This is a genomic window from Pseudomonas sp. 1 R 17 (assembly GCF_900067035.1).
GTDB lineage: Bacteria > Pseudomonadota > Gammaproteobacteria > Pseudomonadales > Pseudomonadaceae > Aquipseudomonas > Aquipseudomonas marginalis.
Genome location: NZ_FKLB01000021.1, coordinates 222,447 through 247,115 on the forward strand (window position 1 = coordinate 222,447; position 24,669 = coordinate 247,115).

A 24,669-nucleotide genomic window follows, 5' to 3' on the forward strand; every position below is an offset into this window, starting at 1 on the left:
CACTAAGTTTCAGTCTCGCCCGCAAATTTCTCACGTAATTTATCTAGAGCACGCTTGTAACGCATTTTTGTAGCACTCAAACCCATGTGCATGATGTCAGCGATTTCCTGGAACTCCAGCTCTGCGACAAATCGTAGCACCAGAATTTCCCGGTCAATCGGGTTCACATACACCAGCCAGCGATCAAGTCCGCCCTTCTCCTCGGGTGCCGGCGCCTTTTCTTCAGACGCCTCCTCAAGGGGGTCCAGACTCAAGGCGTCCATCAAGCGACGCTTTCGCCGTTCCTTCCGATACTGCGTGATGCACTCGTTGTAGGTGATGCTGTACAGCCACGTCTTGAACTTCGATTTGCCCTCGAAGTTCTTCAGGCCGTACAGCACCTTGAGCATCACTTCCTGACAGACATCATCCGCATCTCTATCGTTCCCTAAATACCTTGAACAAACGTTGAACAGAGTGCGTTGATATCTGCGCATCAATTCTTCATACGCGCGAGTTACGTGAAACAGCTCCGTGTGTGCGCGCGCGACCAACTCCTCATCAGAGAGCTCACGGGGGTCATAGCGCGTGGACAGCGTTTGGGCTTTATTCAAAACAAGTCGTGCCGACAGTCAGGTCAATGTCCGCTACAGCCCGGTCAGCCGGGCTTGCGGCGGCGTACATTAGCAGGGTTTACCGGGTTAGCGGCTACTGACCTGCTGCTCGAGGAGAATCCGATTGGACAGCGACACCAGGTCGCCGTCATCGGTCAGCACCGTCGTCTTGACTGTGCCGATCTCCTCGATTTGCCCTTCGACCTCGCCCACACGCACCTGTTGCCCAACCTGATACAACTCACGCACATAGATTCCCGCGAGAATCTGGCCGGCAATTTCCCGGCTTCCCAAGCCCATGGCCAGCGCAACGGCCAGACCAACGGTAATCAAAACGATGACGATCACGTGGTTGAGCAGGTCAGTCTTGACCTCCAACTGGCTGATCGCGACCGAAATACTGATGATGATCACCAACCCCTGGGCGATACGCCCCAGGCCAGCGGCATAATCCAACCCCACACCTTCAGCGGCGCCGCGCACCAGCCCATTGGCCAGTTGAGCAAGCAAAACGCCTACGAGAAGCACCAGCGCGCCGCCGAAAACCTTCGGCAAATACAGCGCCAGCATGTCGAGCGTAGCTGAAACTCGCTCAAGTCCAAGGGATTGCGCCGCAGAAACCAGAAAAATCAGCAAAACAAACCAATAGACGATCTTGCCGATCAACGTGGAGATCGGCACCTGCAACCCGGCGCGGCCCAGCAGCTTGGTCAGGCCAGTGCCGGCCATCAGGCGGTCAAGACCCAGTTTCGCGAGCAATTTGGACAGCAGGGTGTCGAGCAGCTTGGCCACGACAAAGCCCAGCAACACCAGGACCAGGGCACCAAACAGGTTGGGGATGAAATTCGCCACCTTGGTCCACAATGCGGTCATCGCGGTGACCAGGCTCTGGGTCCAGAGATCAAGTTCCATATTCAATCAGCCTTATCAGCAGTGCGAGCAAGAGGTTTACGACGGGAAACCGGCGACACGTGGGCCGAACCGTTGTTCAGGGCCATCATCAACGCCGGCATCCAGCGGCCGAGCAGACCGAACAGGTCACCCGCGCCCACCTGGCGGTTAGCGGTTTTCAATACGCGGCCCAGGCAGGCATCGTCGTCACGGTTGGACGGCGAGGCATTGAGCATGTCACGCAAAGACTGTTCGAACGGATCGTGCATAAAGACCTCTCGCAAGTGTTTTAAAAGACGAGGGTAAAATTCCTGGGGTCACATAGGCCCCTTCCTACGTTCAGGTCATATTCAGCTCAAACCCAGCGCAATCGTCGAAACAGCCACCATTGTCCGAGTGCCACCGAGACCATCAACAGGCATGCAATCACGAATCCGTAGGGGCTGGCGGAGAACGGTATCCCCCCCACATTTATACCCAGCAAACCGGTCAGGAAACTCATCGGCAGGAAAATTCCCGTGATGATCCCGAAGCGGTACATGGTGCGGTTCATGCGCACGCTCAAGCGCCGGTCTTCGGCCTCAAGCACAAGCCCCACGCGCTCCCGGGTCAATTCGAGCTCTTCCAGGTAGCGGGTCAGGCTGTTGTTCAATTCGTTCCAGTAGTCGGCATCGTCGTCACAGAACCACGGCAATTTTATCCGCGTGAGCTGGGCAAAAATATCCCGCTGCGGCGACAGGAAACGCTTGAGCCCGGCCGCTCGGCGACGGATCTGCAAAACACTGCCATGTTCAGGTGTATACCGTTCGTCGGTATCGAGTTTTTCTTCCTCCGCATCGACGATTTCCGACAAATCCGTGACCAGATCCTGGACCTTGTTGGTCAGGTACTGCGCCATATAAAGGATGAGCTCCGAAGCGGTTTTCGGCCCCTTGCCATCCGCCAACTGCACCAGCAGTTCATCGGTGGCGCGCAACGGGCGCAGACGCAGGGAGATCACGCGGCTGGCGGCAGCGAAGATACGTACCGAGACCATGTCTTCCGGCTCGGCCCCCGGGTTGAGGTTGACCCCGCGCAGGAACAGCAGCAACTCGGCATCCGGCAGCGGCAACAGGCGTGGGCGGGTGTTCTCCTCCAGCAGCAGGTCACAGGCGAATTCGCTCAAGCCACTGGATTTGCGCAGCCAGGTCTGGGTCTGGGGATGGCTGCGATCCCAGTGCAGCCACAGGCTTTCCTGGGGCTGCAGTTGCAAGTCGTCGAGCTCAGTCCGGGCAATCGAACGCGCACCGCCTTTACCGTCCAGCACCAGGGCATGCACCAGCCCCCACTGCGCGTTTTCTTCCTCGAACATCCTCACCCCTGTCGGTTATTGCGGTTTATTCAGGCATCTGCAGCGGGCTTGGCGAGACGATCACGCCATTATTGTCGGCGTAGATGTACTCACCCGGGCGGAACGTCACACCCGCAAATGTCACCACGACGTTCAGGTCGCCGATGCCGCGCTTATCGGTTTTCATCGGATGACTGGCCAGCGCCTGTACCCCAAGGTCGGTCTGGGCGATCACATCGACGTCACGGATGCAGCCATAGATCACCAACCCTTCCCAACCGTTCTTCGCGGCTTTCTCGGCGATCATGTCGCCCAGCAGCGCGCGGCGCAGGGAACCACCACCGTCGACCACCAGCACCTTGCCGGCGCCCGGCTGGTCGGCCTGCTCCTTGACGAGGGAGTTATCTTCGAAACATTTGATGGTGACAATCTCGCCGCCGAAGGAATCTCGGCCGCCGAAGTTGCTGAACATCGGCTCGACTACCTGCACCAGGTCCGGGTAGGCGTCGCACAGGTCGGGGGTCACGTAATGGTTCATTGAAAAATTCCTTTCCGCCAAAGAAGTGTCTTTCGAAAGAAGCACCAGCCGGAGCCGGTGCGCAACATCCCATTCGCTACATCGCAACGCAATAACCACTGCGCGACTGAATATGACCAGAAGCGTTTAACGCGTCATATATTAGCCGCAACCACACACGAGCGAAACGCCCTTGGCAGAGCCCTGGGTCAAACTACGACCAATGCCTCGGGCTTGGCAGCCAATAAAGGTGTCAGCGGGTCGTTCAACCATTGCTCAACCAGCGGCCAGACCTCGGCCTGGGCGGCCTTGCTGACGAGCATTTCCACATGTCCGAAATCACCGCTAAACCCTTGCTGGCGCCCCAGGCACAGGTACTGACGGTGCTCGGAGCCGATCTGCTCGAACAGCTTACGGCACGCCCAGTCCGGATCCTGCCGGTCGCCCGCCGCGCTGACGGCCAGCAGCGGCACATCGACGTCCGCCAGGCCTTTCCACCAATCGCGCTTACCCTCGCCAAAGCGACCGAACAGGCCATTCCAGCGCATGGCTTCGATCAGCACGCCGGCCGGTTCGTCCTCCGGGCCCCGCTTGAGCCGCGAGCCGGACACTGCGCCGAAGCGCTTCAACAGCAGACGGCCGGTCCACTCCACTGGAGGAAGTTTCAATGGCCAGTGGCTGCGACTGACCTGACAGCCAAACAGTGCCACCGAGGCCACTGCCGGCGCGCCAAGGTACTGCCCACCCAGGGCCGCCGCCAGGGTTGTAGCGCCGAGAGAATGCCCCATCCAATGGGGAATCTGCGCACTTTGCTCACGCACAAAGGCACCAATGGCCGGCAGATCGTAACGCGCGTAGTCGGCGACGCGGTTGCTGGCGTAGTCCTGGTTGCGCCGGGACAGCCCATGACCGCGCATTTCCGGGATCCACACATCGAACCCCTGGCGGGCCAGGTAGGCGCCCAGGCCGATCCCCTTGGGCGAATACCAGAAACGCCGGTTGGAAAAACTGCCGTGCAACAAAATAACCGGGATGCCCCGGTTTTCCGGGACATCGGCCAGGCCCAAACGGGTCACCGCCAGCTCGACGGTACCGTCGGGGCTGTTACCGGGCTTGAGGCGATACACGTCTTCACTCAGGTCGCCACGACGCTCAGCGCTGATCAGGGCGACAGGAAACAGGTTGCTGCTGCTTTGCATAATGCTCTTGCACAAAAAAGGGCGACGTCCGCAAGGATTCCGCCCTGTACAGATAAGAATGCCGGTCACCCTGACGGGGGACCGGCACTTTTGACATGGCGACCTCAGGCGGACGCTTGGCCTTCCGCCAGGAAGAACCAGGTTTCCAGCACGGAGTCAGGGTTCAGCGAGACGCTTTCGATACCCTGCTCCATCAGCCATTTGGCCAGGTCCGGGTGATCGGAAGGGCCCTGGCCGCAGATACCGATGTACTTGCCGGCCTTGTTGCACGCCTGGATGGCATTGGCCAGCAGCTTCTTGACCGCAGGGTTACGCTCGTCGAACAGGTGGGCGATGATCCCGGAATCGCGGTCCAGGCCCAGGGTGAGCTGGGTCAGGTCGTTGGAACCGATGGAGAAACCGTCGAAGAACTCCAGGAACTCTTCGGCGAGGATGGCGTTGGACGGCAGTTCGCACATCATGATCACGCGCAGGCCGTTTTCGCCGCGGGACAGGCCATTTTCGGCCAGCAGGTCGACGACCTGGCTCGCTTCGCCCAGGGTGCGCACGAACGGCACCATGATCTCGACGTTGGTCAGGCCCATCTCGTTGCGCACACGCTTGAGGGCGCGGCATTCAAGCTCGAAGCAGTCACGGAACGCTTCGCTGATGTAGCGCGAGGCGCCACGGAAGCCCAGCATCGGGTTTTCTTCTTCGGGCTCGTAGAGCTTGCCGCCGATCAGGTTGGCGTATTCGTTGGACTTGAAGTCCGACAGGCGCACGATGACCTTTTTCGGGTAGAACGCCGCCGCCAGGGTGCTGATGCCTTCCACCAGCTTCTCGACGTAGAAGCCCACCGGGTCGTCGTAGCCGGCGATGCGCTTGTCCACGCTTTCCTTGATGTCCAGCGGCAGGCCGTCGTAGTTCAACAGGGCCTTGGGGTGCACGCCGATCATGCGGTTGATGATGAACTCCAGGCGGGCCAGGCCCACACCGGCATTCGGCAACTGCGCGAAGTCGAAGGCACGGTCCGGGTTGCCGACGTTCATCATGATCTTGAACGGCAGGTCGGGCATGGCGTCGATGGAGTTTTGCTTGATGTCGAAGCCCAGCTCGCCTTCAAAGATGAAGCCGGTGTCGCCTTCGGCACAGGACACGGTCACGCCCTGGCCGTCCTTGAGCAGTTGGGTGGCGTTGCCGCAACCGACCACCGCAGGAATCCCCAGCTCACGGGCGATGATCGCCGCATGGCAGGTACGCCCGCCACGGTTGGTCACGATAGCGCTGGCACGCTTCATCACCGGTTCCCAGTCCGGGTCGGTCATGTCGGAAACCAGTACGTCGCCAGGCTGGACTTTGTCCATCTCGGACACATCCTTGATGATCCGCACCTTGCCGGCGCCGATGCGCTGGCCGATGGCACGGCCTTCCACCAGCACGGTGCCGGTTTCTTTCAGCAGGTAGCGTTCCATGACGTTGGCCGAGGTACGGCTCTTCACGGTTTCCGGGCGGGCCTGCACGATGTACAGCTTGCCGTCGTCACCGTCCTTGGCCCATTCGATGTCCATCGGGCACTTGTAGTGCTTTTCGATGATCATCGCTTGCTTGGCCAACTCGCTGACTTCCGCGTCGCTCAGGCAGAAGCGCGCGCGCTCGGCCTTGTCGACGTCCACGGTTTTCACCGAACGACCGGCCTTGGCCTCGTCGCCGTAGATCATCTTGATGGCCTTGCTGCCCAGGTTGCGGCGCAGGATGGCCGGACGGCCGGCTTCAAGGGTGTGCTTGTGCACGTAGAATTCGTCGGGGTTGACCGCGCCTTGTACAACGGTTTCGCCCAGGCCGTAGGCGCCGGTGATAAACACCACGTCACGGAAGCCCGACTCGGTGTCGAGGGTGAACATCACGCCGGCGGTGCCGGTTTCCGAACGCACCATGCGCTGCACACCGGCAGACAGGGCCACCAGCTTGTGGTCGAAACCCTGGTGCACACGGTAGGAAATGGCGCGGTCGTTGAACAGCGAGGCAAACACTTCCTTGGCGGCGCGGATCACGTTTTCCACGCCGCGGATGTTAAGGAAAGTCTCTTGCTGGCCGGCGAAGGAGGCGTCAGGCAGGTCTTCGGCGGTGGCCGAGGAGCGCACGGCGACGGCCATGTCCGGGTTGCCGGCCGACAGGGTGGCGAAGGCGGTGCGGATTTCTTCGTTGAGCTTCTCGGGGAACTCGGCTTCCATGATCCATTGGCGGATCTGGGCGCCGGTTTTGGCCAGGGCGTTGACGTCATCGACGTCCAGGGCATCCAGCGCGGCGTGGATCTGAGCGTTGAGGCCGCTCAGTTCGAGGAAATCGCGGTAGGCCTGGGCCGTGGTGGCGAAACCACCCGGCACCGACACACCTGCGCCTGCAAGATTACTGATCATCTCGCCGAGGGATGCGTTCTTGCCCCCTACGTGCTCTACATCATGGACGCCGAGCTTATCGAGGGAAACTACGTACTCTACCAAGGTGATCTCTCCACTAACTGTGTTGGAAAAGCTCAGGACGCCGGCTGCTCGTAGGAGCGATTACCTGCGTTTGTGGCCTGGACCTGGAAAATAAGTGAGAATGCGGCCCACTATGGGACGGCAAAATCGCGCCTATCATATCCAAGATTCGTCATCAGCTTAAGGCCCAGGGCTCAAATGAAACGATCTGCTTTCTTTATCTCCGACGGCACCGGCATTACCGCCGAAACCCTGGGTCAGAGCCTGCTCGCGCAGTTCGAAAACAATACCTTCGCCAAATTCACGCGGCCCTATATCGACAGCGTGGATAAAGCGCGGGCCATGGTACAACAAATCAATCTGGCGGCTGAAAAAGACGGCTTTCGGCCGATCATTTTCGACACCATCGTCAATCAAGACATCCGTGAGATTCTCGCAACGTCGAATGGTTTCATGATCGACATTTTCTCGACGTTCCTGGCGCCGCTGGAGCAGGAATTGAGCGAACACTCCTCCTATTCGGTCGGAAAGTCCCATTCCATTGGGCATAACTCCAATTATATGGAGCGTATCGAGGCGGTGAACTTCGCCCTCGACAACGACGACGGCGCCCGCACCCACTACTACGATAAGGCCGACCTGATCCTGGTCGGCGTGTCGCGCTGCGGCAAAACGCCCACCTGCCTGTACATGGCCATGCAGTTCGGCATCCGTGCGGCCAACTACCCGCTGACCGAAGACGACATGGAGCACCTGACGCTGCCCGCCGCGCTGCGCGCCCATTCGCACAAGCTGTTCGGCCTGACCATCGACCCGGACCGTCTCACCGCCATCCGCAACGAGCGCAAGCCCAACAGCCGCTACTCCAGTTATGCCCAGTGCGAGTTCGAAGTGCGCGAAGTAGAAAATCTGTTCCGTCGCGAGAATATTGCGCACATCAATTCCACGCATTTTTCGGTGGAAGAGATTTCGGCGAAGATTCTGGTGGAAAAAGGTGTGGAGCGGCGCTTCAAATAATGCCTTGAGACACTGTTTTACTGTGGCGAGCGGGCTTGCCCCGCGCTGGGCTGCGCAGCAGCCCTAAACCAGTCACCGAGAACTGGCTGACACACCGCATTTATCTTGATTGGGGCTGCTTCGCAGCCCAGCGCGGGCGGTGCGACGATTCGACAAGCCCGCTCACCACAACGAGCCTGCTCACAGCATCGACGTCCACTCGCTATAGGTGAAACCGCCCTCCCCCTTGCCCCAACGCCGTCGCCAATGCATCAAACCCCGCCCGCAACAACTGATCATCGCCCGAGGTATTGCAGATACTCGCCCGAATGAACTGCGGCACCGCCGTCTGCCCTACGGCAAACGCCTCGGCGGTGGCGATCAGGTAATTATTCTGCTTGAGCTCCGCCTCGATTTCCGACGCGCGCCAGGGCTCCGGCACTTCGATCCAGAAGTGCGGGCTGTTCAGGTGGGTGCGGTACGCCAGGCCGGCCAACAAGTCCTGCACCAGGGTCTTGCGGCGGCTGATCTCGTTGATCTGTTGGCGCAGCAGGTATTCCGCCGTGCCGTTTTCGATCCACTGCGTCGCCAGTTCCAGGGTCACCGGCGTGGCCATCCAGCAGGTGGAGCGCAAGGCCGCCGAGATACGGCTGACCAGCGCCGGGGGCGCATGCACATAGCCCACACGCAGCCCGGCAGACACGGCCTTGCTCAGGCTGCTGATCAAAATCGTACGTTCGGGGGCGAAATGGCTGAGGGGCGGTGGACGGTCTTCAACCAATACGCCGTGGGCTTCGTCCTCAAGAATCAGCAGATTATGTTCCCGGCACACCTTCACCAAGGCTTCGCGGCGCGCCACGGATAACACCGCCGTGGTCGGGTTCTGGATGGTCGGCGTGCAATACAGCGCTGAAACCCGGTGATTACGACAGACTTCATCCAGCACGCTCGGCAGCACGCCTTCTTCGTCCATCTCCAGGCCGATCAGGCGGATACCCAGCATGCGTGCGGCGGTGATCAGCCCCGGATAAGTCAATTGTTCGGTGACCACCGTATCGCCGGCGCGCAGCAGGGCCATCATCGCGCACAGCAGTCCATGCTGGCCGCCGTTGACGCAGATCACCTGCTCGGGGATCGGATGAAAATCACGCTGCACCAGCCACTGCGCGCCCGCGTCGCGATAACGCGGCAGGCCGGCATCCGGGGTGTAGGCGCTGATGTCCTGGAGGAACTTGGCGTTGGTCGACAGGGTTTGGAAGCTCTGTGCCAGGAAGGTGGTTTCCTGACCCGGGATATGCATGTTGCGGCTCATGTCGAAGTACTGGCGCGGCTCCTCGCTGAAGTTACGAAAGCCTTCATCACGCTGGCGCTCCATCCCACGCTTGCGGACGAAAGTGCCGTCACCCACTCGCGCTACCACCAAACCCAGACGCTCCAGCTCACCGTAGGCCCGGCTGATGGTGCCGATGGTCACCCCCAGATTGTCGGAAAGCACCCGATGAGGCGGCAGTTTTCGTCCCGGCTCAATCAAGCCTTCGAGGATGCCCCGTTCCATGACATCGGACAGGCGCTTGTACTTCACGCCCTGCCCGTTGGACAACCCCTCACGCATAATTGACACCATGTCAATATTTGTTTTGACAGCCATCTTTCGCCCTAATAGTGTGCTTTTACGGGTTCAATCGCCGAATTTCATAACTCATTACAAGTTCAATATAGAGTTCAATTCAGGCTCAGGGAAGCAATAAACGATGCCAATGTCCGCCGTTCTCGAAAACAACGCCAAAACCAAAACGCAAAAGCAGTGGCTGGCCGGGCTGGTGACCAGCGTGATGTTCCTGATCGTGTGCCTGAGCTGGGGCACCACGTGGCTGGGGATCAAGATCGCCGTGGAGAGTGTGCCGCCGCTGACGTCCGCCGGTCTGCGCTTCCTGATCGCCTTCCCGCTGTTCCTGTGTTTTGCCAAGGTGCGCCGCGAGCCCATCCTGTTTCCCCGCGAGAGTCGCTGGTTTTTCGTATTCGTGACCCTGTCCTACTTCAGCGTGCCCTACTACCTGCTCAACTACGGCGAGATGCATGTGTCATCCGGTCTTACCGCCCTGCTGTTCAGTTGCATGCCGGTATTCATCCTGATTTTCTCCGCGTTGTTCCTGCGCGAGCGCATCTACTTTTCCCAGGTGGTCGGCATCGGTATCGGCTTCGGCAGCCTCTACATGATCATCAGGAGCCAGGGCCTGCACCTGGACCACGCCGAGTTCCTGGGGGTACTGGCGATCCTGGCGGCCGCGATCATGCACGCCTTGTGCTACGTCATCACCAAGCAAAAAGGCAGCGCCATCAGCGTGATCACCTACAACACGCTGCCCATCGGCATTGCCGGGCTGATGCTGTTCGTGGCCGGGTTGTGGTTTGAGACGCCGACCTTCGAAGCCATCACCCTGCGCTCCTGGAGCGCGCTGTTCTACCTGGGGCTGGTGGCCTCGGTGGGTGGGTTCATCGTGTATTTCATGCTGCTCAAGCGCTTGAGCCCGATCATCCTGTCGTTCGTGTTCATCATCTTCCCGGTGTTCGCGGTGATCATCGGCGCCTGGTACGAAGGCGTGGCGATTTCCCGCGACCTGATGCTGTATTCGGCCATCCTGCTGGCCGGCTTTGCGATCACCAAGTTGCCCATTGAAAAACTCCTGGCCAAGAAAAATTGACCCGCCATCAACGCGAGAGAAACATGGACGTCCTCCGCCCAAAAGCCCTGGAACAGATCTACGCCCACGCCAGCCGCAGCTACCCCGAGGAATGCTGCGGCTTTGTCTTCGCCGACGGCAGCGTGTACCTGGGCAGCAACATCCAGAACGAACTGCACCGCAAAAACCCCGAGATGTACCCGCGCAGCGCGGCCAATGGCTACACCTTCTCGGTGGCCGACACCCTGCTGATGAACAAGGCGTTTCGCAGCGACAACCCGGTGGTGGTGATCTACCACTCCCACCCGGATGTCGGCGCCTATTTCAGCGATGAAGACCAGGACAAGGCCCTGTTCATGGGCGAGCCGATCTACCCCGTCAGTTACCTGGTGGTCGACGTTCGCCAGGGCCAGGCCCTGGGTTCAAAACTGTTTGCCTGGGATGGCGAGCATTTCACCCTTAACCCCTTCAACGACCTGCACACGGAGTTGTCCATGAACGCTGTCTCTTTCCCCGACATTCTGGTTCGCGTGGCCAAGCTGCCGGAATCGACCCTCGAGGGCGCCGGATCGACATTGCGCGAAGTCATTGAAAACCTCTGCAGCAGCCACCCGCAGTTGCGCGCCCATCTGTTTCACGAAAAGAACAACCAGCTCAAGGAACACTTCCTGTTCACCGCCGAGGAAGAGCTGATTGGCGCCGATGACCGGCTGCCGGAAAAAGCCCGCATCGAAGTGCTGCTCGCCACCTCCGGCGGTATGGACGTCGACAGCCTCAGCAACGAGGAAGTGCAACGTTATGTGCGCCATATCACCCTGCCCGGCGTCGGCCGCGAAGGCCAGTTGAACCTCAAGAAAGCCAAGGTCCTGATTATCGGCACCGGCGGCCTGGGCTCGCCCATCAGCCTGTACCTGGCAGCGGCCGGCGTCGGTACCCTGGGGCTGGTGGATTTCGACGTGGTGGAAAGCAGCAACCTGCAACGCCAGATCGTCCACGGCAACAGCACCCTGGGCATGCCCAAGGTCGACTCGGCCAAGCAGCGCTTGCAGGACCTCAACCGCCATATCCAGATCAACGCCCACGACACCGCCCTGAACGCCGACAACGCCCTGGAACTGGTGGGCGCCTATGACCTGGTCATCGACGGCACCGACAATTTCGACACCCGCTACCTGGTCAACGACGCCTGCGTGCAACTGGGCAAACCCCTGGTGTACGGCGCCATCTACCGCTTCGACGGGCAGATCAGCGTGCTCAACTACCAAGGCGGGCCGTGCTACCGCTGCCTGTTCCCCAGCGCACCGCCCGCGGAACTGGCACCCAATTGCAGCGCCGGAGGGGTGATCGGCGTGCTTCCCGGGGTGGTCGGGATGATCCAGGCCACCGAGGCGATCAAACTGTTGATCGGCATTGGCGAGCCCCTGTCCGGCCGCCTGATGCGCTTCGATGCACTGGCGATGAAGTTCAGCGAAATCCGTTTCAAGCGCCGTGCCGACTGCCCGTGCTGCTCCGACCTGCGCCCCAGCGAAACCCTGGCGCCAGCCGTCTGTGCGGACGCCGTGCCCAGCCAACCGTCCCTGGCAGAAGAGCGCTACATCAAGCCGCGCGTACTCAAGCAGGTACTCGAACACCCCAGCAGCGCCGACGTCCTGCTGGATGTGCGCGACGCCAGCGAACTGGAGGTGTGCAAATTACCGGGGGTGGTGCATATCCCCCTGGCCGAGCTGGATGGCCAGCTCGGGCGCCTCAGCCGCGACAACACCCATTACCTGATCTGCTACGCCGGCACCCGCGCCGAGCAAGCGGCCAGCACCCTGTTGGCGGCGGGTTTCGCCAACACCAAAGTCCTGCAAGGCGGCATGAAACACTGGGTTCGCGACGTCGAACCCGACATGCCGTTGTACTGACCTGGGGGCTGACCGATGTTGCATAACTCTATCCTCGACGCCATCGGCCATACGCCGATCGTCCGCCTGGCGCAGTTTTCCGAAGACCTCGGCATCGAGGTCTACGCCAAGCTCGAATCCCTCAACCCGGGGGGCAGCCACAAGGCGCGCATCGCCCTGGGCATGATCCTCGACGCCGAGCGGCGCGGCGTGCTGATCCGTGACTCCGGGCAAACCATCATCGAACCCAGCGGTGGCAATACCGGTATCGGCCTGGTGATGGCCGGCAACGTGCTGGGCTACAAGGTGCTGCTGGTGATCCCGGACAACTACAGCCCCGAAAAACAGAAGCTGCTGCGCCTGTACGGCGCCAAGGTGGTGCTCTCCGACAGCCGCCTCGGCAACAATTCCCACGGTGAAAAATGCATGGAGTTGCAGCTGGAAAACCCCAGCTACGTGATGCTCAACCAGCAACGCAACGGCGCCAACCCGCAAACCCACCGTGACACCACAGCGCCGGAAATCCTCCGCGCCTTCGGTGATCGCCGCGTGGATTATTTTGTCAGCGGCATCGGCACCGGCGGCCATATCACCGGTATCGGCGAAACCCTCAAGGCCGCCTGGCCAGCCCTGCGCGTGATGGGCGTGGAGCCCGAAGAATGCGACCTGCTGAAGAACCAGCACGCGCCGCATCATATCCAGGGCCTGTCGATCGGCCTGATCCCGAGCATCCTCAACCTGGATGTGATCGACGGCATGCTCAAGGTCTCGCGCCAGGACTGCATCGACATGATCAAACGCATCATGCGCACCGATGCCATCAGCCTGGGCCTGTCCTCCGCCGCCAACATGGTGGCCATCGCCAGGCTCGCCCCCGAATTGCCGCCCGAAACGGTGGTGTTGACCATGGTCTACGACAATGCCGACAGCTACCTGCCCAGTTTCGAATAACGGGTCTTCCAACCAGCCAGAATGCGGGGGTGCCTCCATGGGCGGCTTTATCGACATGCAACAGTTGCACGATGAGTTGCTCACCCAGCTCATCAAGACCCTCACCCCCATGCAGATGAAACAGCTGGAGCCGCACCTCGCGCCACTGATCCAGAATGCCGCCCAGGCGGTGGCCGAGGACTTGATCGCCTACGCCTATCGCGACCCGGCATCCCGTGGGCGCGGCGAACTGATCCTGGAGTCCTACGCCTCGTTCAAGGCCGTGCTCTATTACCGGCTTGCGCACCTGGTGTGGAATTTCCCCGACCAGACCAACGGCGTGTTTTCACGCATCGCCCTCAAGCTGAGCAACCAGGGCAAGGTCCTGTCCGGGGCCGAAATCCACCCGGCGGCGCGTATCGGCCGGCGCTTCGTGCTCGACCACGGCTACGGCACGGTAATCGGCGAGACCTGCGAGATCGGCAACGATTGCTACATCCTCTGCGGCGTGACCCTGGGTGCCCGCGGCATCGCCAACAATCCCGATGGCAAGCGCCATCCGCGCCTGGGCAACAACGTCGAGGTCGGCTCCGGGGCCCGGGTGCTGGGCTATGTGCTGATCGGCGACAACGTGTTTATCAGCCCCTCCTGTGTGATCACCCAGGACGTACCCGCCGGCACCAAGGTGAAGGTGGTGAACCAGATCCAACTGCAAAAAAACGATGAATCGGACCACAGCAACTACCTCGGGGCCTTCGCCCTGGATGAGCGCCTGCACGTGGTCGGCGAGGTCAATGCCAGCCACAAGGTCACGGTGCTGGACGCCGACTTTCATCCGTTGCCAGGCCTGATGCTGGAGCCAACGGTGAAGGAACGTCACCACCTGCAATTCAGGCTGCACCGCCTCGAATCCGGCAACCACCTGCCGCGCCTGCCGCTGAACCTGAAAGTCTGCGGGCCGGAATTCGAAATCACCCTGCTCTCCCCCCCTGGCTTGAGCGCGATGGTGCGCCACCTGCTGCAAGCCAGCCCACTGATCGTCGGAGGTTGAACATGTCCGTGCACACCATGGAAACCCTGGCGCTGTTTGACAGCGCGCCCTACCAGAACGCATTCAGCGCCCGGGTGATTGCCGTCAGCGAACACGGCATCGCCCTGGAGCACACCCTGTTCTACCCCACCGGCGGCGGCCAACCCGGCGATACCGGCCACCTGACCCTGGCGGACGGTACCCGGGTCGACGTGACCGGCACGGTGCGCGACCCGGTGCTGCGTTCGATCATCTGGCACCAGGTGGAACACTGCCCGGAGCAGTTGATCGCCGGCGTGCTGGTGGACGCCGGTCTGGATTGGGAGCGGCGCTACCAGCACATGAAAATGCACACCTGCCTGCACCTGCTGTGCTCGCTCATCGACGCACCGGTGACCGGTTGCAGCATCAGTGCCGACAAAGGCCGCCTGGATTTCGACCTGCCGGAAATGACCCTCGACAAGGACAGCATCACCCGTGACCTCAATGCGCTGATCGAACAGGCCCACGAGGTGAAGACCCTGTCGATGCCGGCTTCGGAGTACGCCACCCTGCTGCAGATCACCCGCACCCAGGCGGTTGCGCCGCCGGTGATCCAGGGCTCGGTACGGGTGATTGAAATCGGCGGGATCGATATCCAGCCGTGCGGCGGTACCCATGTGCTCAACACCGAGGAAATCGGCCGGGTGTTCTGCGAGAAGATCGAGAAGAAGAGCAAGCACAACCGCCGGGTGATCCTGCGGTTTGAGTGAACGCAACAACTGTGGGAGGGGGCTTGCCTCTCCCACATTTTTGCTTTTGCGGCGCCTGCTAGATGACGAACAGGTCCACGAAGCGGTTGACCGGCGTGGCCTCGAGCTTAGCCTGGTCCGTGCACAACGCAAAGATCTCGGCACTGCGCTGGGCGGTAAAGCGCGTGGCCAGGTTGGCCTTGAACTTGTCTTCCAGCAACGCAATGCCCTCCACTCGACGACGGCGATGGCCGATCGGGTATTCCACCGCCACTTGCTCGGTGCTGGAGCCATCCTTGAAGAACACCTGCACGGCATTGGCGATGGAACGCTTGTCGGCTTCCAGGTATTCACGGCTGTAGCGTGGGTCTTCGACGATAACCATCTTGTCGCGCAACTGATCAATGATCGGGTGAGCGGCGTGGAATGCATCCTCGTAGTGCTCGGCCACCAGATTGCCGAATGCCAGGGGCACGGCGGTCATGTATTGCAGGCAATGGTCGCGGTCGGCGGCGTTGGCCAGTGGCCCGACCTTGGAGATGATGCGAATCGCCGACTCATGGGTGGTGATCACGATGCGCTCGACGTCGTGCAGGCGATCCTTGACCAACGGATGCAAGGTCACCGCGGCTTCACAGGCGGTCTGCGCGTGGAACTCGGCGGGGAAGCTGATCTTGAACAGCACGTTTTCCATCACGTAGGTGCCATACGGCTGGGACAGGCTGAACGCACGCTTGTCCTCGGGCTTGAGCGCCAGGTCTTTGTTGGTGTGGCTGAACAGCACGTCGTAGAAGCCCCATTGCGGCGCGCTCAGCACACCGGGGATGCCCATTTCGCCGCGCAGGGCGATGTCCGCCAGGCGTACGCCGCGACTCGACGCATCCCCCGCCGCCCAGGATTTGCGCGAGCCGGCATTCGGCGCATGCCGGTAAGTGCGCAAGGCCTGGCCATCGACGAAGGCGTGAGACAGTGCCGACAGCAGCTGTTCGCGGTTGGCGCCCATCAGCTGGGCGGTGACCGCCGTGGAGGCGACTTTCACCAACAGCACATGGTCGAGGCCGACACGGTTGAACGAGTTTTCCAGGGCAATCACACCCTGGATTTCGTGGGCCATGATCATCGCATCCAGCACCGCGCGCACGGTCAGCGGTGCGTCGCCATTGGCCACGCGCTGTTGCGACAGGTGATCCGCCACGGCAAGGATGCCACCGAGGTTATCCGAGGGATGCCCCCACTCGGCGGCGAGCCAAGTGTCGTTGTAGTCGAGCCAGCGCACGATGCAGCCAATGTCCCAGGCCGCCTTGACCGGGTCCAGGCGAAACGAGGTGCCCGGCACCCGCGCGCCAAACGGTACCACCGTGCCTTCAACCATCGGCCCCAGGTGCTTGGTGCACTCGGGAAAACGCAGGGCCAGCAGGCCGCAACCGAGGGTGTCCATCAGGCAGTTGCGGGCGGTGTCCAAGGCGGCCTGGGACTCGATCCGGTAGTTGAGGACATAGTCGGCGATGTCCTGCAAAACCTGGTCGTAGTCGGGGCGGTTGTTCTGGTCGACGTTGGTGCTCATGGCAGATCTCCAAAAATGGGTGGGGTCAATCCTCGGGCTAACGGTTACTGGAAGCAGATCTTGGATGCCTGCCTTTAGGAATAGAAATCCTCTGTGGGAGGGGCTTATCCTAATGCCAGTTCACATCGCCTCCTGTAGGAGCGAGCTTGCTCACGAAAAACGTCAACGATAACGCGTGCTTCCTGAATGAACGCGGCGCCTGTGAGTTTTTCGCGAGCAAGCTCGCTCCTACAAAAAGCCTCCTCCCACATTGGATCTGTGCAGGGTTTTAGAAGGCGTCGCCGGGTACGCGGACGAAACCTTCCATCAACACCCGTGCACTGCGGCTCATGATGGCTTTCTTCACCACCCACTCACCGTCCACCTGGGTGGCTTCAGCCCCCACGCGCAAGGTGCCGGAGGGATGCCCGAAGCGCACGGCATTACGTTCAATACCGCCCGCTGCGAGGTTGACCAAGGTCCCCGAAATCGCCGCCGCCGTGCCGATCGCCACCGCCGCCGTGCCCATCATCGCGTGGTGCAGCTTGCCCATGGAGAGGGCGCGCACCAGCAAATCCACATCGCCGGCCTTGATCGCCTTGCCACTGGACGCTACGTAGTCGGCAGGCTTGGCCACAAACGCCACCTTCGGCGTGTGCTGGCGCTGGGCCGCTTCGTCGAGGTGCTTGATCAGCCCCATGCGCAACGCGCCATAGGCCCGTACGGTCTCGAACATCGCCAGGGCCTTGGGGTCGCTGTTGATCGCGCCTTGCAGCTCGGTGCCGGTGTAGCCGAGGTCTTCGGCGTTGATGAAAATCGTCGGGATGCCGGCGTTGATCAGCGTGGCCTTGAAGGTGCCGACGCCGGGCACTTCCAGGTCGTCGACCAGGTTGCCGGTGGGGAACATCGAGCCGCCGCCGCCCTCTTCTTCCGCCGCCGGGTCCATGAATTCCAGCTGCACTTCGGCCGCCGGGAAGGTCACGCCGTCCAGCTCGAAGTCGCCGGTTTCCTGCACCGCCCCGTCGGTGATCGGCACGTGGGCGATGATGGTCTTGCCGATATTGGCCTGCCACACCCGCACCACGGCCACGCCGCTATGGGGCACGCGGGCCGCATCGACCAGCCCGGCGCTGATGGCGAACGAACCCACCGCCGCCGACAGGTTGCCGCAGTTACCACTCCAGTCGACAAAGGGCTTGTCGATGGAGACCTGGCCAAACAGATAGTCGACGTCATGATCGGCGCGGGTGCTTTTGGCGAGGATCACGGTTTTGCTGGTGCTCGATGTGGCGCCGCCCATGCCGTCGATTTGCTTGTCGTAGGGATCGGGGCTGCCGATCACCCGTAGCAGCAAGGCATCCCGCGCCGCTCCCGGCACCTGCGCCGACTCGGGCAGGTCCTGGAGGCGGAAAAATACGCCCTTGCTGGTGCCGCCACGCATATAGGTGGCGGGGATCTTGATTTGCGCTGCGTGTGCCATGGTCATCCTCTTCAGGCAGTGGTCGCCGATTCCAGGAAATCCTGGGCAAACCGTTGCAATACGCCGCCGGCTTCGTAGATCGACACTTCTTCGGCGGTGTCCAGGCGGCACGTCACCGGCACCTCGACACGTTCGCCATCCTTGCGATTGATCACCAGCGTCAACTGCGCACGCGGGGTGCGTTGGCCGATCACGTCGTAGGTTTCGCTGCCATCAATCTGCAAGGTGTGACGGTCGGTGCCCGGCAGGAACTCCAGGGGCAGCACGCCCATGCCCACCAGGTTGGTGCGGTGGATGCGCTCGAAACCCTCGGCGGCAATCGCTTCCACACCCGCCAGGCGCACGCCCTTGGCGGCCCAGTCGCGGGACGAGCCCTGGCCGTAGTCGGCGCCGGCAATGATGATCAGCGGCTGCTTGCGCTCCATGTAGGTTTCGATGGCTTCCCACATCCGCGTGACCTGGCCTTCCGGCTCGATCCGCGCCAGGGAACCCTGCTTGACCTTGCCGTTCTCCCGCACCATTTCGTTGAACAGTTTCGGGTTGGCGAACGTCGCGCGCTGGGCGGTCAGGTGGTCGCCACGGTGGGTGGCGTAGGAGTTGAAGTCGACTTCCGGCAGGCCCATTTTCGCCAGGTATTCGCCGGCGGCGCTGTCGAGCATGATCGCGTTGGACGGCGACAGGTGATCGGTGGTGATGTTGTCCGGCAGCACCGCCAGCGGGCGCATGCCCTTGAGCGGCCGCGCACCGGCCAGCGCGCCTTCCCAGTACGGTGGGCGGCGGATATAGGTGCTCTGCGGGCGCCAGTCGTACAGCGGCGCGACTTTCGGGCCGGTGTCTTCGTGGATCGCGAACATCGGGATATACACCGCGCGAAACTGCTCCGGCTTGACCGAGGCCTTGACCACCGCGTCGATCTCTTCGTCGCTCGGCCAGATGTCCTGCAGGCGGATTTCCTTGCCGTCGGCGTCGAGGCCGAGCACGTCCTTCTCGATGTCGAAACGGATGGTGCCGGCAATCGCATAGGCCACCACCAGCGGCGGCGAAGCCAGGAACGCCTGCTTGGCGTACGGGTGGATACGCCCGTCGAAGTTACGGTTACCCGAGAGCACGGCGGTGGCGTACAGGTCGCGGTCGATGATCTCTTGCTGGATCACCGGGTCGAGCGCGCCGGACATGCCGTTGCAGGTGGTGCAGGCAAACGCCACCACGCCAAAGCCGAGCTTTTCCAGCTCATGGCCCAGGCCGGCTTCTTCCAGGTACATGGCCACGGTTTTCGAACCCGGTGCCAGGGACGACTTGACCCAAGGTTTGCGCGTCAGCCCAAGCCTGTTGGCGTTGCGCGCCAGCAGCCCGGCGGCGATCACGTTGCGCGGGTTACTGGTGTTGGTGCAACTGGTGATGGCGGCAATGATCACCGCGCCGTCGGGCATTTGCCCCGGCACTTCATCCCACTGGCCGGAGATGCCCTTGGCGGCCAGGTCGCGGGTGGCGACTCGGGCGTGCGGGTTGCTCGGGCCTGCCATGTTGCGCACCACACTGGACAGGTCGAAGGTGAGGCCACGCTCGTATTGCGCGCCTTTGAGATCGTCTGCCCACAGGCCGGTGTGGCGGGCGTATTGCTCGACCAGGGCGACTTGCTCGTCTTCGCGGCCGGTGAGTTTCAGGTAGGCGATGGTCTGCTGGTCGATATAAAACATGGCCGCCGTGGCGCCGTATTCCGGGGCCATGTTGGAGATGGTCGCGCGGTCGCCGAGGGTCAGTTTGGACGCGCCTTCACCGAAGAATTCCAGCCAGGCGCCGACCACTTTCTGTTGGCGCAGGAACTCGGTCAGAGCCAGCACCATATCGGTGGCGGTGATGCCCGGCAGCAACTGGCCGGTCAATTCGACACCGACGCTTTCCGGCAGGCGCATCCACGAGGCGCGGCCAAGCATGACGCTTTCGGCTTCAAGGCCGCCGACGCCAATGGCGATCACGCCCAACGCATCGACGTGGGGGGTATGGCTGTCGGTGCCGACGCAGGTATCCGGGAAGGCCACACCGTCACGCACCTGGACCACCGGGGACATTTTCTCCAGGTTGATCTGGTGCATGATGCCGTTGCCCGGCGGGATCACGTCGACATTCTTGAAAGCCTTTTTGGTCCACTCGATAAAGTGGAAGCGGTCTTCGTTGCGACGGTCTTCGATGGCGCGGTTTTTCTCGAACGCGTCCGGGTCGAAACCACCGGCTTCGACAGCCAGGGAATGGTCGACGATCAACTGGGTGGGGACCACCGGGTTGACCTGGGCCGGGTCGCCGCCTTGCAGGGCGATGGCATCTCGCAGGCCGGCGAGGTCGACCAGCGCGGTCTGGCCGAGAATGTCGTGGCACACCACGCGGGCCGGAAACCAGGGGAAGTCGAGGTCGCGTTTGCGCTCGATCAGCTGGCTCAGGGATGCATTGAGGGTGGCCGGGTCGCAGCGGCGCACCAGGTTCTCGGCAAGCACGCGAGAGGTGTAGGGCAAGGTAGCGTAGGCGCCAGGGCTGATTGCATCGACGGCCGCGCGGGCGTCGAAGTAATCCAGGCGGCTGCCGGGGAGCGGTTTGCGAAATTCAGTGTTCATCGTCAGGACTCGGTCACGGTGATTGCAAAAGGAAGACCTGGGCCGATCCGGAATTGAAATGCGATCCAAATGTGGGAGGGGCGGTGCGACGATTCGACTTGCCCCCGATAGCGGTGTGTCATTCAACACCTATGGCAACTGATAAACCGCCATCGGGGGCAAGCCCCCTCCCACACTTGGTCCGGTTTCCACTTCGGGATCGTCGGTGTTCCCATTCAGCGACGTTCGATTGGCACGAACTTGCGCTGTTCAACGCCGATGTACTCGGCGCTTGGACGGATGATGCGATTGTTGGCGCGCTGTTCGAACACATGCGCGGCCCAGCCGGTCAGCCGCGAGCAGACGAAGATCGGCGTGAACAGCTTGGTCGGGATGCCCATGAAGTGGTACGCCGAGGCATGGTAGAAATCGGCGTTGGGGAACAGTTTCTTCTGCTCCCACATGGTCTTGTCGATGGCTTCGGAGACCGGGAACAGCACGGTGTCGCCCACTTCGTCGGCGAGCTTTTTCGACCAACCCTTGATCACTTCATTACGCGGGTCGTTGTCTTTGTAGATCGCGTGGCCGAAGCCCATGATCTTGTCCTTGCGAGCCAGCATGCCGAGGGTGCCTTCGACGGCTTCCTCTGCCGAACCGAAACGCTCGATCATTTCCATCGCCGCTTCGTTGGCGCCGCCGTGCAGCGGGCCGCGCAGGGAACCGATGGCGGCGGTGATGCAGGAGTACAGGTCGGACAGGGTCGAGGCACACACCCGCGCGGTGAAGGTCGAGGCGTTGAACTCGTGCTCGGCGTAGAGGATCAACGACACATTCATGACCTTCTCATGCAGCTCGCTCGGCTTCTTGCCATGCAGCAGGTGCAGGAAGTGGCCGCCGATACTCGGCTCGTCGGTCACGCAGTCGATGCGCTTGCCGTCATGGCTGAAGCGGTACCAGTAGCACATGATCGCCGGGAACGCGGCGAGCAGGCGGTCGGTCACGTCGCGTTGCACGCTGAAGTCTTTTTCCGGCTCGATGTTACCGAGGAAGGAGCAACCGGTGCGCATCACGTCCATCGGGTGGGCGTCGGCGGGGATGCGTTCAAGCACTTCTTTCAGCGCTTGCGGCAGGTCACGCAGCGTGCTCAGCCTGGCGCTGTAGGCGGCCAGTTCGGCCTGGGTCGGCAGTTCGCCGTACAGCAGCAGATAAGCGACCTCTTCAAACTGTGCATCGGCAGCCAGTTCGCGCACGTCGTAGCCACGGTAAGTCAGGCCGGCTCCGGCCTGGCCCACGGTGGACAGTGCGGTTTGCCCGGCGACCTGGCCACGCAGGCCGGCGCCACTCAGTACTTTTGCTTCAGCCATGGTTTTTCTCCAATCTTGTCGTTATTCAGGGAGGCGTGTTCGTCACTTTTTCGCGGCGAACAGCGCGTCAAGCTTCTGCTCGAAGGTGTGGTAGTCGATGCGATCGTAAAGCTCCATGCGGGTTTGCATGGTGTCGATCACGTTCTGTTGCGTGCCGTCGCGACGGATCGCGGTGTAGACGTTCTCGGCGGCCTTGTTCATGGCGCGGAAGGCCGACAGCGGGTACAGCACGATGGAAACATCGGCAGATTTCAACTGTTCGGTGGTGTACAGCGGCGTCGCGCCGAACTCGGTGATGTTGGCCAGGATCGGCGCCTTCACACGGGCGGCGAACAGTTTGTACATTTCCAGTTCAGTGATGGCTTCCGGGAACACCATGTCGGCGCCGGCCTCGATGCAGGCGGCGGCACGCTCCAGGGCAGACTCCAGGCCTTCCACGGCCAACGCGTCGGTGCGCGCCATGATCACGAAGCTATCATCGGTGCGCGCGTCCACGGCGGCCTTGATGCGGTCGACCATTTCCTGCTGGGACACGATCTCTTTGTTAGGACGATGGCCGCAGCGCTTGGCGCCGACCTGGTCTTCGATATGGATGGCGGCGGCGCCGAACTTGATCATTGATTTGACCGTGCGCGCGACGTTGAACGCCGAGGAGCCGAAGCCGGTGTCCACGTCCACCAGCAGCGGCAGGTCACAGACGTCGGTGATACGGCGCACGTCGGTGAGTACGTCATCCAGGCCGGTGATGCCCAGGTCCGGCACGCCGAGGGAACCGGCCGCCACGCCGCCACCCGACAGGTAGATCGCCTTGAAGCCGGCGCGCTTGGCCAGCAGCGCATGGTTGGCGTTGATCGCACCGACCACCTGCAAGGGGTGCTCGCTGGCGACTGCGTCACGGAAACGCTGGCCGGGGGTGCTTTTGTTGTTCGAACTCATGACTCACCTCTATCAGGGGCGCCGCCTGGGAAATGACGGGCAATATTGCGTTTGGAAGCACCGATATGCCGGCGCATCAACAACTCGGCCAGTTCACCGTCGCGATCGGCAATCGCATCAAGAATGCGGTGATGCTCGGCAAAGGCCTGGCGTGGACGATTGGGGGTGGCGGAGAACTGGATGCGGTACATGCGCACCAGTTGGTACAGCTCGCCGCAGAGCATTTGGGTGAGGGTGCGGTTACCCGCACCTTGAATGATCCGGTAATGAAAATCGAAGTCGCCTTCCTGCTGGTAGTAGCCGACACCCGCCTGGAACGCGGCGTCGCGCTCGTGGGTGTGCAACACCTGGCGCAATTCTTCGATTTCCGCGTCGGTCATGCGCTCGGCGGCCAGGCGACAGGCCATGCCTTCCAGGGACTCGCGGATTTCATACAGTTCAACCAGCTCGGCGTGGCTCAAGGACACGACCCGGGCGCCCACATGGGGCACGCGCACCAGCAGGCGCTGGCCTTCGAGGCGGTGGATCGCCTCGCGCAGCGGGCCACGGCTGATGCCGTAGGTGCGGGCCAGTTCCGGCTCGGAAATCTTGCTGCCGGGAGCGATCTCACCCTTGACGATGGCGGCCTGGATGCGTCGGAAGACGTTCTCGGACATCGTTTGGGATTCGTCCGACGCCATTATCGGAGCTTCTGATTGACCCAGCATATTGTCGACACCTTGGAAAGCAATGTGGCAAAAACTAGCCAATAAACCGCTACCAGTCAAAGAATAAATCGATATTGTCGACAATCGTCTAATAATCCGGGCTGCACTCGCTCAGGGCATGGCCGGCTGCCAGCGCTGGCGCCAGAAAAGCATCATGTTAGAATGCCCGCCGCATTTGCCTGACATCACTTGATGAAACGGCGCACGAAGGGAGCTTGCGCAGCAATGCCAGTCGCCTTGAATTGAACATCGCACTGCACCGCCTCAGGATCTATGAGACTCAAGCCCTTCCCCCTGTTGTTTTGCCTATTGTCCATGCCGAGCCTTGGCGCTGCCGCCGAGAAGACCGTGTATGGCCTCAATGAATACGCGCAATTGGCCGGCATCGACCTGGAAGTAGCCGCCAAGCTCGACACCGGCGCCAAGACCGCCTCCCTCAGCGCCCGTGACATCAAGCGTTTCAAGCGCAACGGCGAATCCTGGGTGCGCTTCTACCTGGCCATCGACACCGCCCATTCCCATCCCATCGAACGCCCCCTGGCCCGCGTCAGCAAGATCAAGCGGCGCGCCGGCGACTACGACCCCGATGAGGACAAGAACTACACCGCCCGTCCTGTGATTGCCCTGGATATCTGCATGGGCACCGCTTTACGCAGCATCGAAGTGAACTTGACTGACCGCAGCGCTTTCCAATACCCGCTGCTGATCGGCTCCGAAGCGCTCAAACGCTTTGATGCGCTGGTCGACCCCAGTCTTAAATACGCAGCAGGCAAACCCGCCTGCGCCGCCGACGCTCATACCGCCGAGTAAA

Annotated in this window: 21 protein-coding genes; 7 read left to right on the forward strand and 14 right to left on the reverse strand. The window is 61.5% G+C overall.

The window, feature by feature from the left end; all coding sequences use genetic code 11:
• Positions 1–2: 2 nt before the first annotated feature.
• The 7 genes from sigX to ppsA all read right to left on the reverse strand — a co-directional run bounded on the left by sigX (position 3) and on the right by ppsA (position 7,010).
• Complete coding sequence (gene sigX / locus BFP99_RS06370; protein WP_003175518.1) at positions 3–593, reverse strand: RNA polymerase sigma factor SigX; 591 nt, start codon at positions 591–593, stop codon at positions 3–5.
• Positions 594–680: 87 nt separating this feature from the next.
• Positions 681–1,505, reverse strand: coding sequence for a mechanosensitive ion channel family protein (locus tag BFP99_RS06375; protein WP_003175519.1), 825 nt, complete (start codon positions 1,503–1,505; stop codon positions 681–683).
• A 2-nt stretch (positions 1,506–1,507) separates the two neighbouring features.
• Positions 1,508–1,753 carry a hypothetical protein gene (locus BFP99_RS06380; protein WP_015885347.1) on the reverse strand — a complete coding sequence of 82 codons (246 nt, stop codon included), beginning with the start codon at positions 1,751–1,753 and terminating at the stop codon, positions 1,508–1,510.
• 86 nt (positions 1,754–1,839) lie between these two features.
• Complete coding sequence (locus tag BFP99_RS06385; protein WP_027603685.1) at positions 1,840–2,835, reverse strand: zinc transporter ZntB; 996 nt, start codon at positions 2,833–2,835, stop codon at positions 1,840–1,842.
• 25 nt (positions 2,836–2,860) lie between these two features.
• Positions 2,861–3,352 carry a ribonuclease E activity regulator RraA gene (gene rraA / locus BFP99_RS06390; RefSeq protein ID WP_027603684.1) on the reverse strand — a complete coding sequence of 164 codons (492 nt, stop codon included), beginning with the start codon at positions 3,350–3,352 and terminating at the stop codon, positions 2,861–2,863.
• 188 nt (positions 3,353–3,540) lie between these two features.
• Positions 3,541–4,530, reverse strand: coding sequence for an alpha/beta fold hydrolase (locus tag BFP99_RS06395; RefSeq protein ID WP_065924779.1), 990 nt, complete (start codon positions 4,528–4,530; stop codon positions 3,541–3,543).
• Between the two features lie 104 nt (positions 4,531–4,634).
• Positions 4,635–7,010 (reverse strand): phosphoenolpyruvate synthase, encoded by a 2,376-nt coding sequence (gene ppsA / locus BFP99_RS06400; protein ID WP_065924780.1) that lies wholly within the window; start codon positions 7,008–7,010, stop codon positions 4,635–4,637.
• Positions 7,011–7,187: 177 nt separating this feature from the next.
• Here ppsA and BFP99_RS06405 point away from each other — a divergent pair, with 177 nt between their 5' ends.
• Positions 7,188–8,006 (forward strand): posphoenolpyruvate synthetase regulatory kinase/phosphorylase PpsR, encoded by an 819-nt coding sequence (locus tag BFP99_RS06405; protein WP_027603681.1) that lies wholly within the window; start codon positions 7,188–7,190, stop codon positions 8,004–8,006.
• A gap of 202 nt (positions 8,007–8,208) precedes the next feature.
• Here the strand turns inward: BFP99_RS06405 and BFP99_RS06410 are convergent, their stop codons facing one another.
• Complete coding sequence (locus BFP99_RS06410) at positions 8,209–9,633, reverse strand: aminotransferase-like domain-containing protein (RefSeq protein ID WP_065946894.1); 1,425 nt, start codon at positions 9,631–9,633, stop codon at positions 8,209–8,211.
• Positions 9,634–9,793: 160 nt separating this feature from the next.
• Between BFP99_RS06410 and BFP99_RS06415 the strand changes: the two genes are divergently transcribed.
• The 5 genes from BFP99_RS06415 to BFP99_RS06435 are packed head-to-tail and all read left to right on the forward strand — an operon-like array spanning position 9,794 to position 15,264.
• Positions 9,794–10,687 carry a DMT family transporter gene (locus BFP99_RS06415; protein ID WP_161985727.1) on the forward strand — a complete coding sequence of 298 codons (894 nt, stop codon included), beginning with the start codon at positions 9,794–9,796 and terminating at the stop codon, positions 10,685–10,687.
• A 23-nt stretch (positions 10,688–10,710) separates the two neighbouring features.
• Complete coding sequence (moeB, locus tag BFP99_RS06420) at positions 10,711–12,573, forward strand: molybdopterin-synthase adenylyltransferase MoeB (protein ID WP_065924783.1); 1,863 nt, start codon at positions 10,711–10,713, stop codon at positions 12,571–12,573.
• A gap of 15 nt (positions 12,574–12,588) precedes the next feature.
• Positions 12,589–13,503, forward strand: coding sequence for a PLP-dependent cysteine synthase family protein (locus BFP99_RS06425; RefSeq protein WP_065946895.1), 915 nt, complete (start codon positions 12,589–12,591; stop codon positions 13,501–13,503).
• A gap of 37 nt (positions 13,504–13,540) precedes the next feature.
• A complete protein-coding gene (locus BFP99_RS06430; protein WP_065924785.1) occupies positions 13,541–14,533 on the forward strand; it encodes a serine O-acetyltransferase in 993 nt (330 codons plus the stop codon).
• A 2-nt stretch (positions 14,534–14,535) separates the two neighbouring features.
• Positions 14,536–15,264 (forward strand): alanyl-tRNA editing protein, encoded by a 729-nt coding sequence (locus tag BFP99_RS06435; protein WP_027603675.1) that lies wholly within the window; start codon positions 14,536–14,538, stop codon positions 15,262–15,264.
• Positions 15,265–15,322: 58 nt separating this feature from the next.
• On the opposite strand, the gene prpD is transcribed toward BFP99_RS06435, so the two are convergent.
• The 6 genes from prpD to BFP99_RS06465 all read right to left on the reverse strand — a co-directional run bounded on the left by prpD (position 15,323) and on the right by BFP99_RS06465 (position 23,858).
• Entirely contained in the window at positions 15,323–16,807 is a 1,485-nt protein-coding gene (gene prpD, locus BFP99_RS06440) for a 2-methylcitrate dehydratase (RefSeq protein WP_065924786.1), read from the reverse strand.
• A 268-nt stretch (positions 16,808–17,075) separates the two neighbouring features.
• Positions 17,076–18,266: a 2-methylaconitate cis-trans isomerase PrpF gene (prpF, locus tag BFP99_RS06445; RefSeq protein WP_065924824.1), complete on the reverse strand. Its 1,191-nt coding sequence runs from the start codon at positions 18,264–18,266 to the stop codon at positions 17,076–17,078.
• Positions 18,267–18,277: 11 nt separating this feature from the next.
• Entirely contained in the window at positions 18,278–20,872 is a 2,595-nt protein-coding gene (gene acnD / locus BFP99_RS06450; RefSeq protein ID WP_065946896.1) for a Fe/S-dependent 2-methylisocitrate dehydratase AcnD, read from the reverse strand.
• A 215-nt stretch (positions 20,873–21,087) separates the two neighbouring features.
• Positions 21,088–22,215 carry a bifunctional 2-methylcitrate synthase/citrate synthase gene (prpC, locus tag BFP99_RS06455; protein WP_065924788.1) on the reverse strand — a complete coding sequence of 376 codons (1,128 nt, stop codon included), beginning with the start codon at positions 22,213–22,215 and terminating at the stop codon, positions 21,088–21,090.
• A 42-nt stretch (positions 22,216–22,257) separates the two neighbouring features.
• On the reverse strand, positions 22,258–23,151 hold the full coding sequence (gene prpB, locus BFP99_RS06460) for a methylisocitrate lyase (RefSeq protein WP_027603670.1): 894 nt from the start codon (positions 23,149–23,151) through the stop codon (positions 22,258–22,260).
• Positions 23,148–23,858, reverse strand: coding sequence for a GntR family transcriptional regulator (locus tag BFP99_RS06465; RefSeq protein WP_027603669.1), 711 nt, complete (start codon positions 23,856–23,858; stop codon positions 23,148–23,150). Before BFP99_RS06465 ends, prpB begins: the two co-directional genes overlap by 4 nt.
• A gap of 273 nt (positions 23,859–24,131) precedes the next feature.
• Here BFP99_RS06465 and BFP99_RS06470 point away from each other — a divergent pair, with 273 nt between their 5' ends.
• The gene (locus BFP99_RS06470) at positions 24,132–24,668 is read left to right on the forward strand and encodes a retropepsin-like aspartic peptidase RloA (protein WP_065924789.1); all 537 of its coding nucleotides are present in this window, start codon (positions 24,132–24,134) and stop codon (positions 24,666–24,668) included.
• Position 24,669: the final 1 nt, after the last annotated feature.